Source organism: Phaeodactylibacter xiamenensis, assembly GCF_965229835.1.
GTDB classification, from domain to species: Bacteria; Bacteroidota; Bacteroidia; order Chitinophagales; family Saprospiraceae; genus Phaeodactylibacter; species Phaeodactylibacter xiamenensis.
In genome coordinates, this window is the sequence record NZ_OZ245931.1 from 1592758 (window position 1) to 1607612 (window position 14855).

The 14855-nt window shown below is 52.8% G+C and carries 9 protein-coding genes; 6 read left to right on the forward strand and 3 right to left on the reverse strand.

What is annotated here, in order from left to right; genetic code table 11:
- Positions 1-35: 35 nt before the first annotated feature.
- The 6 genes from nagB (at position 36) to ACO08I_RS05850 (ending at position 10466) form a co-directional block, all read left to right on the forward strand.
- Positions 36-2039, forward strand: coding sequence for a glucosamine-6-phosphate deaminase (nagB, locus tag ACO08I_RS05825; protein WP_421948786.1), 2004 nt, complete (start codon positions 36-38; stop codon positions 2037-2039).
- 102 nt (positions 2040-2141) lie between these two features.
- Positions 2142-4538, forward strand: a complete 2397-nt coding sequence (locus tag ACO08I_RS05830) for a beta-N-acetylhexosaminidase (protein WP_282775462.1) — start codon at positions 2142-2144, stop codon at positions 4536-4538.
- A gap of 69 nt (positions 4539-4607) precedes the next feature.
- Positions 4608-6395 carry a sodium:solute symporter family protein gene (locus tag ACO08I_RS05835; protein ID WP_282775461.1) on the forward strand — a complete coding sequence of 596 codons (1788 nt, stop codon included), beginning with the start codon at positions 4608-4610 and terminating at the stop codon, positions 6393-6395.
- A gap of 103 nt (positions 6396-6498) precedes the next feature.
- Entirely contained in the window at positions 6499-8520 is a 2022-nt protein-coding gene (gene glgB / locus ACO08I_RS05840; protein WP_421948787.1) for a 1,4-alpha-glucan branching protein GlgB, read from the forward strand.
- A gap of 128 nt (positions 8521-8648) precedes the next feature.
- On the forward strand, positions 8649-9419 hold the full coding sequence (locus ACO08I_RS05845; protein WP_282775459.1) for a 3-hydroxybutyrate dehydrogenase: 771 nt from the start codon (positions 8649-8651) through the stop codon (positions 9417-9419).
- A 36-nt stretch (positions 9420-9455) separates the two neighbouring features.
- On the forward strand, positions 9456-10466 hold the full coding sequence (locus ACO08I_RS05850) for a patatin-like phospholipase family protein (protein ID WP_282775458.1): 1011 nt from the start codon (positions 9456-9458) through the stop codon (positions 10464-10466).
- 2 nt (positions 10467-10468) lie between these two features.
- Here ACO08I_RS05850 and ACO08I_RS05855 read toward each other — a convergent pair whose 3' ends face one another.
- Genes ACO08I_RS05855 through ACO08I_RS05865 form a run of 3 tightly spaced genes read right to left on the reverse strand, consistent with a single transcriptional unit; the run spans position 10469 to position 14850 of the window.
- A complete protein-coding gene (locus ACO08I_RS05855; RefSeq protein ID WP_282775457.1) occupies positions 10469-11251 on the reverse strand; it encodes a hypothetical protein in 783 nt (260 codons plus the stop codon).
- A 21-nt stretch (positions 11252-11272) separates the two neighbouring features.
- Complete coding sequence (locus tag ACO08I_RS05860; protein ID WP_421948788.1) at positions 11273-14317, reverse strand: gliding motility-associated C-terminal domain-containing protein; 3045 nt, start codon at positions 14315-14317, stop codon at positions 11273-11275.
- Positions 14318-14355: 38 nt separating this feature from the next.
- Positions 14356-14850 (reverse strand): hypothetical protein, encoded by a 495-nt coding sequence (locus tag ACO08I_RS05865; RefSeq protein ID WP_421948789.1) that lies wholly within the window; start codon positions 14848-14850, stop codon positions 14356-14358.
- Between the last annotated feature and the right edge of the window lie 5 nt (positions 14851-14855).

Below are 14855 nucleotides of genomic sequence, written 5' to 3' on the forward strand. Positions count from 1 at the left end.
TAGAAGAAATCAAAACCGAAAACTCAAGTTCACTTATGAGGAATTTTCTGAAATACCAGCTGCGATCTGTAGAAAAGATGCGGACTACGGTTTGGCCCAAAGCTACAGATGGCTCCGTTCATGTAGCTAAGTCGATTGCCCTCGCCATACGGCAGCGCCAACAGGAGAACAAGCACATTGTGCTCGGGCTCGCAACCGGCTCCTCTCCTATCCAGGTATACCGGGAGTTGGTGCGCATGCACAAGGAAGAAGACCTGAGCTTCAGAAATGTCATCACTTTCAACCTTGATGAGTACTATCCTATGCAGCCCAATGCCCGGCAGAGCTACGTGCGCTTCATGAATGAACATCTGTTCGACCACATTGACATCCAAAAGAAAAACATCCACATTCCGGATGGCACCCTTGAAATGGACGATGTGGAATCCTATTGCGAAGAGTACGAGCGTAAAATAAAATACTACGGAGGCATTGATATCCAACTTCTGGGTATAGGACGGACGGGGCATATCGGGTTCAATGAGCCGGGCTCCTGGGAGACCTCTGTTACCCGCATGGTACGCCTTGATGCCCTGACCCGCCGGGATGCTGCCAAAGACTTCGACCGGGAGGAAGATATTCCCTACCGGGCCATCACTATGGGAATTCAGACCATTATGGAAGCCCGCAAGATCTTCCTGCTGGGCTGGGGGCAGCACAAAGCCGCGATTCTCCAAAAAGCTGTCGAGGAGGAAATTACACCCAATATCCCTTCCACTTTCCTGCAAAAGCACAAAGATGTCAGCGTTCATCTGGACTACGGTGCAGCGGAGCTGCTGACCCGCTTCGAGGCGCCCTGGCTCATTGGTATTTGCAACTGGGATGAGGACCTCATTTGCAAAGCTGTAACCTGGCTGTCGAGAAAAGTGCAAAAGCCTATTCTCAAACTCACTACAGAAGACTACGCTGAGAATGGCCTAAGCGACCTTACGATAGAACACGCTTCGGCTTACAATATCAACATACGGATTTTCAACCGCCTGCAGCATACTATCTCTGGCTGGCCGGGCGGAAAACCGGATGCTGATGATACCACCCGCCCTGAACGCAAAACCCCTTCCAAAAAGCGGGTCATTATATTCAGCCCACACCCGGATGACGATGTCATTTCAATGGGCGGTACTTTTCAGCGGCTTGTTGAGCAGGGGCATGAAGTGCATGTAGCCTACCAGACATCCGGAAATATTGCTGTGCACGATCACCATGCCCGCCACTTTCTGGAATTCTGCATTGAGCTGATGGACGCCGAGAAAGGCGACTATAAGGAACTTGACGCCCGGGTACGCCAGATGCTGAAGCAGGTGATTACTAAAGATACCAACAGCATAGCCGCACAGGAAACCCGCCTCGTCAAAGGGCTGGTCAGACGAGGGGAAGCAAGGGCGGGAGCCCGTCTCTGCGGATTGGGCGATGAGCAAATCCACTTCCTGGATATGCCGTTTTATGAAACTGGCCGTACTCGCAAAAAGCCTCTGGGCGAACAGGATATTCAGATTATCGTAGACCTGATGGAAAAGATTAAGCCCCATCAGGTGTATGCTGCAGGTGACCTGGCAGACCCACACGGTACCCATGCCACCTGCCTGGAGGCCATCTTCCAGGCTTATGACCGGATCAAGCAAAAAGACTGGGCACAGGACGCATGGCTATGGCTCTACCGCGGCGCATGGCATGAATGGCCGGTACATGAAATCGAAATGGCCGTGCCTATCAGCCCGGTGGAACTTCTTAAGAAGCGGGATGCCATCTTCATGCATCAGTCCCAAAAAGACCGCCCGCCATTCCCCGGCAATGACTCCCGGGAGTTTTGGCAGCGTGCCGAAGACCGGAACAAGCACCTGGCCAATCAGTACCGCGCTTTGGGCCTGGCAGAGTATGAAGCCATGGAAGCCTTTAGCCGCTGGAAGTTTGACTGGCAGACTGGCGAAAAGCCTGTAAAAGCGGCCAGGGAAGCCCCTGAGCCGGATTCAAAGCGAAAAAAAGCGAAAGCAAAGGCCTAAGCCACTATTAAGAATTTAAGTTTCATACACTATTTTTCAGAGAGGAAGGCCCTGCGCCTTCCTTCTTTTGTAAATTGGCAGCACGAAACAAAATAACATTTCATGCAACGTACTATTCCCATTTTTATCCCCCTCCTTGCCCTCATGCTGGCTATAGCATTGCCGGCTTCTGCGCAGGACCAGAAGAACAAGGATAAAACCACTCAGGAAGATAAAAGAAGAGAAAAAGAAAAAGCAATGCGGGAACGGATCAAAAACATCCCCCCGGAGCAGCTTGTGGAGCCCACGGTCATTCCACAACCGCAAACCATAAAGGTGACTAAAAACCAGGCTGCGATCATCGGCAATGACGTTACGATCGAATTTGACAAAGAAGACAAAGCTCTTGCTACAGCTGTGCAACATCTGGAGCGGTGGCTTACCGGGCAGCGCCTGGACCCTACACCCAGCGGGCAGAAGGCAGCAAAAATCAGAATACGGATTGTTGACTCCCTGGAACAACAGGAGGCTTACCGCCTGTTAGTCAATAAGAATGGCGTCAATATTTCAGCCTCTGATGCTGCAGGGGTCTTTTACGGTATTCAAAGCCTCATACAACTCAGCGAGCCCTGGGAAATCATGAGAACACGCCTGCTGAAACTGCCCATGGCATTTATACAGGACAAACCAGCATTTAGCTACCGGGGCATGCACCTCGATGTTGGCAGGCATATGTTCCCCGTTGAGTCAGTCAAGTCTTACATCGACATGCTGGCCCGTTACAAGATGAACCGCTTCCACTGGCACCTGACCGAGGACCAGGGCTGGCGTATTGAAATCAAGCAGTACCCCAAATTGCAGGAAGTGGCTGCTTACCGCAAGGAAACGCTGAAAGGGCACTACAGCGATCAGCCCCATCAGTTTGATGGAAAGCGATACGGCGGGTTCTACACACAGGAAGAAGTCAAAGAAATTGTCCGCTATGCTCAGGAACGCTTTATCACCGTGATTCCGGAAATTGAACTGCCCGGACACGCTCAGGCTGCCATTGCGGCCTACCCCGAACTGGGATGTACGGGCAAACCGGTGGAAGTCGCTACCAAATGGGGGATTTTTGAAGATGTGTACTGCCCCTCCGAAGAGACGTTCACCTTTCTCGAAAATGTCCTGACAGAAGTCATGGCCCTTTTCCCAAGCGAATACATCCATATTGGCGGCGATGAGTGCCCTAAGACACAGTGGGAACAGAGCGAGCTTTGCCAGCAAATCATCGGGGAGGAAGGCTTGAAGGACGAACACGAATTGCAGTCCTGGTTCATCCAACGGATTGAACGCTTCCTCAACAGCAAGGGCCGGCAGATCATCGGCTGGGACGAGATTCTGGAAGGTGGCCTGGCCCCTAATGCCACTGTCATGAGCTGGAGGGGCGAAGCTGGCGGAATCGAAGCTGCTAAGCAGGGGCATGACGTGGTGATGACGCCTACTACCTATTGCTATTTCGACTACTATCAGTCTAACCATCCGGATGAGCCCCTGGCCATCGGCGGATATTTGCCCCTGGATAAAGTATACAACTACTATCCGGTACCGGAAGAACTGAGCGAGGAGGAGGCTAAGCACATACTTGGTGCGCAGGGCAATGTCTGGACAGAGTACATCCCCACGCCTTCCAAACTGCAGTACATGGCCTACCCCAGGATGCAGGCACTGTCTGAAGTGGTCTGGACGGGTAAGAAAAAGCCAGGCTACAGCAACTTCGTAAAGCGCCTCAGCCACCATCTCAAATGGATGGAAAAAGAAGGCATCAACGCTGCCAACCACATTTACGATGTAGACCTGAAGGTGGTAGGCGGCCAGGGAGCCCCCCTCAGAATATCGGTAAGCAATGCGGCGGAAGAAGGCCGGTTTGCGGTTACCAAAGCGCCAGCAACTGGCAATGCCGACTTCCCCTACACGGAGCCCTTTGAACCGGAATCCGGAATGTATACCGTACAGGGCTACGTGAAGGGCGTTAAGACAGGCCGCCCCGCAACCCTTCAGTTTGAAGGGCACCTCGCAGCTGGCCAGAAGCTTACGCTGGAGAGCAAGCCACACCCCAAATACAACGGCGGTCAACCACAAGTGGCCCTCAATGGCGTGAATGGCAGCGACGAAAGATATGGCGATTCAGAATGGCTGGGCTTTGAAGGAGAAGACTTCGTCGGCACCATCGAGTGGGAAAAACTGCAGGTTGCCAACAAAGTCAGCCTTCGATTTTTCCATAGCCCCGGCCAATGGATCTATGTGCCCAAAAGCATAGAAATCAGTACCTGGGACGAATCGGCCCAAACCTGGAAAGCGGCAGGTAACAGTACCGTAAAAACCCCGGACGGCAAAATTGCCACAGTCGAAATTGACCTCGGGTCCATACGTACCTCAAAACTTCGGGTGGCGATCAAAAACTACGGCAACATCGAAGCAGGTAAGCAAGGCGCCGGCCACGAAGCCTGGCTCTTTGTCGATGAGATCAGAATAGATTAGCCAAAGGGGGCAGCCCGGATAAAACCAGGCTGCCCCTATTTTTCAAAACGAAACCAACGCACACGACTTATGAATCTCGCAGGACTTGACTGGGGCATTATTGGTGCCTTTTTTGTGATTTCACTAGCTATTGGCCTGATTGTTTCAAGGCAGTCGGGCAAGAATTACAAGGAATTTTTTCTCTCGGGCAGGGGCATGCCCTGGTGGTTGCTCGGTATCTCTATGGTTGCTACCACTTTCTCGGCAGATACCCCCAACCTGGTCACGGACATCGTCCGCAACAACGGCGTAGCCGGCAACTGGGTGTGGTGGGCGTTTCTGCTTACCGGTATGCTCACGGTCTTCGTCTATGCCCGGCTGTGGCGAAGGTCTGGTATCATGACCGACCTTGAATTCTACGAGCTGCGCTATCACGGCAAAACAGCTGCTTTCCTACGAGGTTTTCGAGCCATCTATCTGGGGGTATTCTTCAATATTATGATCATGGCTACGGTGACGCTGGCGGCTATTAAGATTGGTGGCGTCATGCTTGGGCTGAGCCCGCTTCAGACCGTGCTGATTGCTTCAGCTGTGACGGTGGTCTATACCTCACTGGGCGGACTTCGCGGAGTGATTCTGACCGACTTTTTCCAGTTTATCCTGGCGATGGTAGGCATCATCTGGGCGGCTATAGTCATCGTCAACCTGCCTGAAGTTGGCGGGCTGGACAAGCTTTTCAGCCATGAGGAGGTGCGCACCAAGCTGCACCTGCTGCCCGATTTCAACGACAGCAGCCAGCTTATCCCATTATTCATTCTTCCACTTGCTGTGCAGTGGTGGAGCGTTTGGTACCCTGGTGCAGAACCAGGCGGGGGCGGCTATATCGTGCAGCGTATGCTTTCTGCCAAGGATGAGAAAAATGCCGTAGGGGCTACCCTGTTGTTCAATATTGCCCACTACGCCCTGCGCCCCTGGCCCTGGATTCTCATTGCACTGGCTTCAATTATTGTCTTTCCTGATCTGGAATCCCTTCGTCAGGCGTTCCCCAATATAAATGAGCAAGTTGTCAAAGACGACCTGGCTTTTCCAGCCATGCTGACCTACCTGCCCAGTGGCCTTTTAGGGCTTGTTATTGCCTCACTGATTGCAGCGTTTATGTCGACTTTATCCACCCATCTCAACTGGGGCGCCTCTTATATCGTGCACGACTTTTACCGCCGGTTCATCAATGAGAAAGCCTCCGAAAAAACACTGGTCCGCCTGGGGCGCTGGTCTACCGTGGGGCTGATGGTGCTTACTGCGCTTTTTGCACTGGTTTTGGAAAATGCCCTTCAGGCCTTCAATATTCTCTTGCAAATTGGCGCAGGCACCGGTCTGATTTTCATTCTGCGCTGGTTCTGGTGGCGGATCAATGCATACAGCGAAATTGCGGCGATGGTCGTCTCTTTCCTAATGGCCATTTATCTGGAAGTTTTGCACCCCGGTGAGCTGGCCAGCCATACCAAACTACTGCTTGGAGTAGGTGTGACAACGGCAAGCTGGATAATCGTTACTTTCCTTACGCCACCTACTGACCATAAGACGTTGTTATCTTTTTACCAACTCATCAAGCCCTCCCCCGGTGGCTGGCGCCCGGTCATCGATCAGGCCAAAGCTGAGGGTGCGCTGACGGAAGCCGATGTTGTGCCAGGCAAACTGCCTATGGAAATTGCAGCTATGGTCATTGCCTGCTTCACTGTTTATGCCGCGCTTTTTGCCACTGGATTCTGGATTTACGGCAATACTGCTTCCGCAATAGTTGCCACTGGGGTAGCTGCCACAGGTTCTGGTTTACTGATGGTATTTTGGCGGCGGCTGAATGCCCTGAGACAGGTATAAAATCAGGCTGTAAGGACGTTGGCTCCGGCTTTAGATGAATAGGATTTTCCGATTCAAAAAAACATTCCTATTTTGGGTGCCAACCAACAAACCACTGACCCACATGGCCAACGTCCTTACCCACAGCCTTTTTACCGAATTTGACATCCATTTGTTCCGAAGCGGCACCCATTTTAAGCTGTACGAAAAACTGGGCAGCCACCTCCTTGAAGTGGACGGGCAAGCCGGCACCTATTTTGCTGTATGGGCGCCCAATGCACAGGCGGTTTCCGTGATCGGGAATTTTAACTACTGGAACAGGGAGAGCCACGCTCTTATGCCCCGATGGGATGGTTCCGGTATCTGGGAAGGGTTTATTCCTGGTATTGGCAAGGGAGAACTTTACAAGTATCATGTCCATGCCAAAGACGGCCGCCATCTTGAAAAAGGAGACCCCTTTGCGCTGTTCTGGGAAATCCCGCCTAATACTGCTTCTGTAGTTTGGGACATCAGCGACTATGCATGGCAGGATAAAAACTGGATGGACGAACGCAAGGACATCTCCGGGCTGGACAAGCCTTACTCCGTGTACGAGGTCCACATGGGTACCTGGAAAAAGACCCACGGAGGGCTGCGCAGCCTTAGCTATAAGGAGATGGCCGATGAGATGGTCGCCTACGTGAAGGAGATGGGCTTTACCCATGTGGAATTCCTGCCGGTCATGGAGCACCCCTACTTCCCGAGCTGGGGCTATCAAATCACGGGCTACTTTGCCCCAACAAGCCGGTACGGCACACCACAGGAGTTTATGCACCTTGTGGACGCCTTCCATCAGGCCGGCATTGGTATCATTCTGGACTGGGTACCTTCCCACTTCCCAACCGATGCGCATGGACTGGCAGATTTTGACGGCACGCACCTCTATGATCATGCGGATCCACGCAAGGGGTTCCACCCCGACTGGAAGAGTGCCATTTTCAACTATGGCCGGCACGAAGTTAAGGCCTTCCTGATTTCCAATGCCCTGTTCTGGCTGGACCGTTACCACATCGACGGGCTAAGGGTGGATGCGGTGGCTTCCATGCTGTACCTTGACTACTCCCGGGAAGAAGGCGAATGGATTCCAAACATCCACGGTGGCAATGAGAACCTGGAAGCGATTGCTTTCCTGAGAGAATTCAATGAGACTGTCTATAAGGAATTTCCGGATACGATTACCATTGCGGAGGAATCAACCGCCTGGACGGGCGTATCCCGGCCTACCTTTGAAGGCGGCTTAGGGTTTGGGCAGAAATGGATGATGGGCTGGATGCACGACACCCTCAGCTATTTCAAAAACGATCCTATACACCGGCAATACCACCACGGGGAGATTACTTTCAGCCTGGTCTATGCCTTTAGCGAAAACTTCATGCTGCCGCTTTCCCATGATGAGGTCGTACACGGCAAAGGCCCCATCATGGACCGCATGCCGGGCGATGAATGGCAGCGCTTTGCCAACCTACGGCTGCTGTACGGCTATATGTTTACCCACCCGGGCACACAGCTGCTATTCATGGGCGATGAGTTTGGGCAAACCAGCGAGTGGAATATCGAGAGGGGGCTGGAGTGGTGGCTGACGGAGCATGATTTCCATAAAGGAGTGCAGACCTGGATCAAAGCATTAAACGGCTACTACCGTAATGCCCCTGCCCTGCACCAAAAACAGTTCAGTCCCGAAGGCTTTCAGTGGATTGATCACAACGACAATCAAAACAGCACCATTTCCTACCTCCGCTACGGAGAAGACAAAGATCAGCCTATAGCGGTCATTTGCAATTTCACACCGGTTGCCCGCCCGGGATATAAAATCGGTTTGCCGCTGCACGGCAACTGGAAGGAAGTCCTGAACAGCGACGCCAAAGCCTACGGCGGATCAGGAGACCACCACAATACCAAAATCATCAAAACAACGCAGGAAACCTATCACGGCAGGCCTTACTCTGCGGAAGTGACCCTGCCTCCCCTTGGTATTATTGTGCTGGAACTGGACAAAGCTATTGCACCAACAGCAACAAAAACGGCGGCTAAAAAGAAGGCCCCTGCCAAAGCCGCTGTCAAACCCAAAACCACTAAAAAGGCGACTAAAAAAGAAAAATCGAAGTAAATCCACTACCTTCGGGCTGCCTGCAAGACTGTATATCGGTTGATGCAGGCAACCCAGGATTACTTACCAAACGATCAGGATTTATTCCTGCTCAGCCCTAACGCTTTTTTAACTGGAAAAGCGTAGACATGGCAAAAACAGCATTGATTACCGGCAGCAGCAGCGGTATAGGTCTCGGTATTGCCCGCTCCTTCGCGGAGGCAGGGTATAATCTCGTATTTAACGGGCTGGAAGACAATGGCGCAGAAATTGCCGCAGGCGTTGCATCGGAGTTTGGTATCGAAGCCTACTTCTCCCCTACCAATTTAATGGACCCTGCAGCCATCAGGAAGATGGTTGAAGAGGCGGAGTCCCGCTTCGGCGGAGTGGATGTCCTGGTGAATAACGCCGGTGTGCAGTACGTCGCCCCCATAGAGGAATTTCCGGAAAGCAAATGGGACCTCATCCTTGGGGTCAACCTCAGTGCGGCCTTTCATGCCACCAAAGCCGTCTGGCCAGGCATGCAAAGCCGGGGCTTCGGGCGGATTATCAATATCGCGTCTGTGCACGGGCTTAAGGCATCTCCTTTCAAAACAGCTTATGTAGCAGCCAAGCATGGCATGGTCGGCCTGACCAAGGTGCTGGCATTAGAGGGAGCAGAACACGGCATTACCGCCAACGCCATCTGCCCCGGCTATGTAAAGACCCCGCTGGTTGAAAAACAGATTCCGGAGCAGGCCAAATCCCATGGCATGACCGAGGAAGAGGTCACGGAAAAGGTCTTCCTTAAAGCTCATGCGGTCAAAGACTTTGTAAAGGTGGAAACCCTGGGCGCGCTGGCTCTCTTTCTGGCGGGTGAAGGCGCAGCCACCGTTACCGGTACCGCTATTCCGGTAGATGGAGGCTGGGCGGCAAGGTAACAGGACATCAGGAAACTAAGATAAAGACGACACAATATGGAAGGGAAGAAGTTAGCATTAGCCCTGCAGGGTGGCGGTTCGCACGGTGCCATTACCTGGGGGGTGCTGGACCGGCTGCTGGAAGAGGAAAACATAGACCTTGAAGGCTTTTCGGGTACAAGTGCGGGCGCCATGAATGCAGCCGTATTAGCCTACGGGCTTCACATCTCCGGGCGGGATAAAGCGAAATCCCTGCTCGACCAGTTTTGGCGCCGGGTAGCGGAATCAGCGGCTTTGTCTCCGGTACAGCCTGCTCTCTGGGATTTGCTCTTTGGTGGTGGAAATATGGATTACTCCCCGGGCTTTATGGCAGCAGAAGCCGCAAGTATGTTTGTTTCGCCCTATCAGTTCAATCCGATGGGCATCAACCCTTTGCGGGATATCCTGGCAGATATTGTCGACTTTGAAGCCCTGCGGCATTGCAAGGTCACGCAGTTGTTTGTCTGTGCAACAAATGTAAGGCGGGGGCGGGCAAAGGTATTCGACCTGCCCCATATTTCGGTGGATGCGGTAATGGCTTCAGCCTGTCTGCCGGAAGTTTTCAAAGCCGTTACCATCGATGGCGAAGACTACTGGGACGGCGGTTTCATGGGTAATCCCCCCATTTACCCTCTCATTGATGCCGGCTGTCAGGATATCCTGCTGGTGCAGATCAATCCTATCAATATCGACCGGACGCCTCAGACCTCCTCAGAAATCCGGGACCGGATCAATGAGCTGAGCTTTAATTCCAGCCTGATGCTGGAGATGCGGCGCATCGCGTTTGTGGACAAACTATTGTCATCTGGTGTAGACCTCGGAGCGCCTTTCCACAAAGTCTTCATCCACCACATCAATCCGGAAGCCGAAGTGCAGGGGCTGAACCTCTCCAGCAAGCTCAACGCCAACTGGCAGTTCCTCCTCCGGCTCAAAGCCATTGGCCGGGAGAAGGCAGAAGCCTGGCTTGCCCGGCACAGCGATCAGGTTGGCGTGGCATCGAGCTGTAACATACGGGAGACTTTTCTGTAGGACTATTCTTCCGGTGGAAAAAGAAACTGCCCGGACGCCCGGTCCCAGTGCAGCTTGATCTCCTCCCGGCGAAGGCGGTCAAAGGCCGGGCAGGCAACCTGCTCCTCCGGGCTGGCAGAATCCCCGCAGTAGTAAAAACGCTTTCCGGTGAAGACGGAGGCTGTGAGTGTAGTGCCTTGCTGCGGTAAATCCAGCAGCACCGGCAAGGCTTCTTCCAGTATTTTCGGATCCTCAGCATAGTCCGGTTCCAGGAAATCAAAAACAGATAGTGCGCCCAGCGTGTGCTCTGTCCAATCGTACTGATCGGGATGCTCCGGGCGAAGGAAATGGTATTCCTGAGTAGCACTAAACCCATCATAGGCTTTTTTGCTCACGGCGATCATGGGGTTGCCGTTGGCCAGTCGAAAGAGGACGACCTGTACGTGATAGGTGCCGCCACCGGTGCCTTCGTCAATGATTTCAATGAAGCCGTTCTTTAGGTCTACTGTCGCGTCGACTTCCATTTCAAGGGTGGATTCTGCTATCCATTTATTCTCCTTTTGGGTTAGCTCATAGGGGCTGTTGTAGGGTGGCTCAAGGCTTCGATAGTAATCCAGTACGTTCTTCCGCTTATCCGTTTCGGCTCCAGGAGCTTCATCGGATGGCGGTGAGGAGGCTTCGGGCTGCTCCTGAATGGCTTCGGCGGTATCTGTGTCGGTTGCAGGTGCCTTTGACACATCCTGACCTGTTCCTCCTGAGCAGGCCATAAGGGCAACACTCAGGAATGCCCAGGTTATAATTTTCATGGAAAGATGCATAGCTTGATTTTATCGGAATAATTGAACTTCTCCTTCGTAAAGTGTGGTAAATCCATCCACCCAGCGGACCTGTACGATGTAAGCGTAAACGCCTGCCGCTGCCGTTTCCCCCCTCGTGGTGCCATCCCATGCTGATACGCCATCTTTGGCTTCGAAGACCAGCCCGCCCCAACGGTCGTAAACCTGAAAGTTGAGCACCTCCGCAATGCCGGCTCCCGGATAAATTTCGAAGCGGTCGTTGATGCCATCTTCATTCGGGGAAAATGCATTGGGAATGTACACCTGACGGGTGCCATCCACTTGCAGGAACAGCTCAGCGGAGTAGGTACAGCCGCCCTCCAGCGTTAAGGTCAGCTCAACATCCACGGAGCTGGTGGCCAGCAACCTGGGGTTAGGGCAGGTCGTACAACTCAGCACAGCGCCGGAGTCCGCCACCCACTGAAAAGTTGATAAGGCAGGATCAATTGGAACATTGGAAATAATTTCCAACTGCACGGAATCTCCAAAGGAAGCAGGATTGGGCTGAGCCAGCAGGTCGATAGCCAGGTTATTTGGCTCTGCCAGGGTCAGTGATACCGTTGTATCGCAGTTGTTGCTGTTGGTAATGGTTACTTCATATAGCCCCGACGCTAAGCCTTCGAATACCGGCTCGGTTTGTCCGGCACCGCCATTGAGGGCAAAAGTATAAGGCGAAGTGCTGCCACTCAGCCCTGAAAATTCGATAAGGCCCGTAGCTTCTCCCGGACAAGCCGGATCTACGGTTTCCACCTGAAAATTAATGGGGGGCACATCCGGTAAAGCGATGCTATCCTGCGAAATGGAGCATCCGGTAGCGTCTGTAACCGTGTAGGCGTACAAGCCGGGCAGTAGCCCGTTTATAGTCGCTGTACTTTCGTTGAAAGGCTGCCCGTTGCGGGACCACTCGAACTGATAAGGCGTGATGCCGCCAGTTACCTCCAGTGTCAAAATACCAGATGCCTGCCCCTGACAGTTAGGTGGGCTCACATTTGCTTCAGCCTGAGGTACATCAGGAGCGGCCAAAAAGAAAGTGGAGGTCGAAAAACAATCCGCTCCTACTGTAATGATGGCCTCATAACTTCCATCTGATAAGTTTTCGATTGTTTGTACGCCTTCTGCAATGAGGTTACCCTCGCTATCGAACCACTCAATAGCGCTCGCGGGATCCCCCCCTGACAGATTGATGGTGATAGCACCATTGTTTTCCCCACAATTTGGCGGCACAACTTCCGCCCCGACATCCGGTAATTCGAGAATATCTACGTTGATCTCATCGGTGACTACTCCACATGTGGTGGTGAGTTCCAATGTGTAGGTGCCATCTTCAGTCACCATGATTTGCGGCGTAGTGGCCCCATTGCTCCAGGTATAGTCACCCGGCACTTCAAAGACAGGGCCCAGCGTCACAGGTTCGCCGTCACACACTTCCAAATCTGGCCCCAGTGCTACAGCATCTTCCGGCGTCACCACCGAAATGGAATCTACAGCAGTACATTCGTCCTGAGTGACCGTCACGCTGTAAATTCCAGAGGCATTCACGGTGAATGTGGAATCCGTAGAACCATCCTGCCACTGATAGACGGCGGTGCTGTCCAGCACCGGATCGAGCAACAAGCTCGCACCGCTGCAAATTAGCGTGTCGTTGCCAAGGTCCAGCGTAAAGGAACTGTTATTTGGATTGATGGAAAAATCCTGATCGGAAACATTCACATCAAGGTCGGTAGAGGCTGTCAACGTACTGCCAACGAAGGAGATTGGGGCCACGTCCAGGTTGACAGGAGTAAGAAAAGCATCCGGCAGAGGATCGGCGCAGATGCCCTGCCCTTGTTCGTCCACCTTCACCAAACGGAACCCATCGCGGTCATAGAGATCCTCATAAACGTAAGCATAGTAGCCCTCGGAAGTGACCGTGAGCGGGCTTCCACCAAACCGGAAAGGGCCGCTCAAAAAGCCCTCTTCTGCAAGCTCAAGCCCCCACAGCATTTCCCCATCCTTACTGATTTTTGCAAGGGCGGGGCGGATGTCTCCGGAGTTATCCACATCCGTACCGCCTACGAATAAAATATGGTCATCGGGCGTTACGATCAAGTCTTCTGCCTGTCCGTAAAAAGAATAATTGAACCCGTTAAATTCTACAGTTACCTGGTCTTCCACCAAGGTGGCTACCCTGGACCAAACTACGGAACCGTCAAGATTAATCCGGGAAATAACAGCGCCCTGCGGGCCACCAAAAGCCGCATCACTCAGGGAAGTCCCCTGCAGCAGCGCAAAGGTGCCATCCAGAAGGGGTACAATCTGCACACCGGCACTGTTGAACCCCTGATAAGAATAGGTATTAGCCCAGAGCTGTTCGCCCTGTTCATTAAGGCGGACGACAAAAGTCTCGCTATCAAAATTCGAACCAATGCTCCCCGTCACCAGGTACCCGCCCGCAGGCACCTCCGCCACATCATACCCGGTAGCACCCTGTCCGGCTACCGGATAATACTGCCCCCATTCCACAGCTCCTGAGGCATCATACTTGACCAGATAAAGCGCTGTTTCAAAACTCGGGCTGTGATGGCCAGCAAAGATATAGCCACCATCAGAGGTCTGAAGCCCGGCATACCCCCGTTCCAAAAGGTCAGGATTGCCCGGGAACTGTGACCATTGCAGGGTGCCATCAGCATTGCCTTTGGCCAGAAAGCCATCAAAATAGACGGTCGTGGACGTGCCGGAAAGCACGAAGCCGCCATCTTCCGTTGAGCTGATGTCGGTTATAGACTGGAAAGTCCCGGGATCATATTCCTGCGACCATACCATTTGGTTGGTATTGTCGATACGGGCGACTATTGCATCGTTGGCATTGCCGACAGGGTTATTAAAGCCATTAGCTACAGAGCCAAGCACATAAATACTGCCATCCGGCCCGGCAGTTGCGGCCAAAGCCCGCACGGAATCCCCTGTAGTGCATTCCACGCGGAACTCTCCCAGCTGAGCGTTAAGATGACCGACAAAAAAGAGCGTAACAAGTGTAGAGAGTAGTAATTGCTTCATGGAATTGGTGTTGTCAAGTGTTGAAGGTGCGCTACAAATTATTTCCAGTTATGTTGCAGCATGATCTGATAGATCAGAGATTTGGCATGTTCCTGACTTACACCGGTAAGGACCAGTGTAGCCTGCCGGAACAGCGCGATCGTAGTAGCTGGATAAACGCCGGTTTCACCGGGAAACCAGGCCATTGGCACACTAGTCCCCTGCAGGATTTCATAGCCAGCGCCGGCATTGTGCTCCTGCCATTCCCCGGCAATGATTTGCAACTGTGGAATGTCTTGTGCGGGTGCAGGATCGTAAAGATAGAAATGCAGCATTTGGATCTCTGCCCGTGCAGGCATGGTGAAAATGCAGGCCGACTTTTCGTTCCGCCCGGCGGCAACCGGCGTCACCTTGCGGACCGGCTCCTGAACGGTCTCCTGAATGGTCTCCAGGGCCAGCAGCGCTGATGCCTGCGGGAGCGGTGCCTGCTGAGGGTTATTCCCACAACTTAACAGGAGAAGAATCAGAGAAGGAAAGACAAGCAGTGTTTTCATGGCTT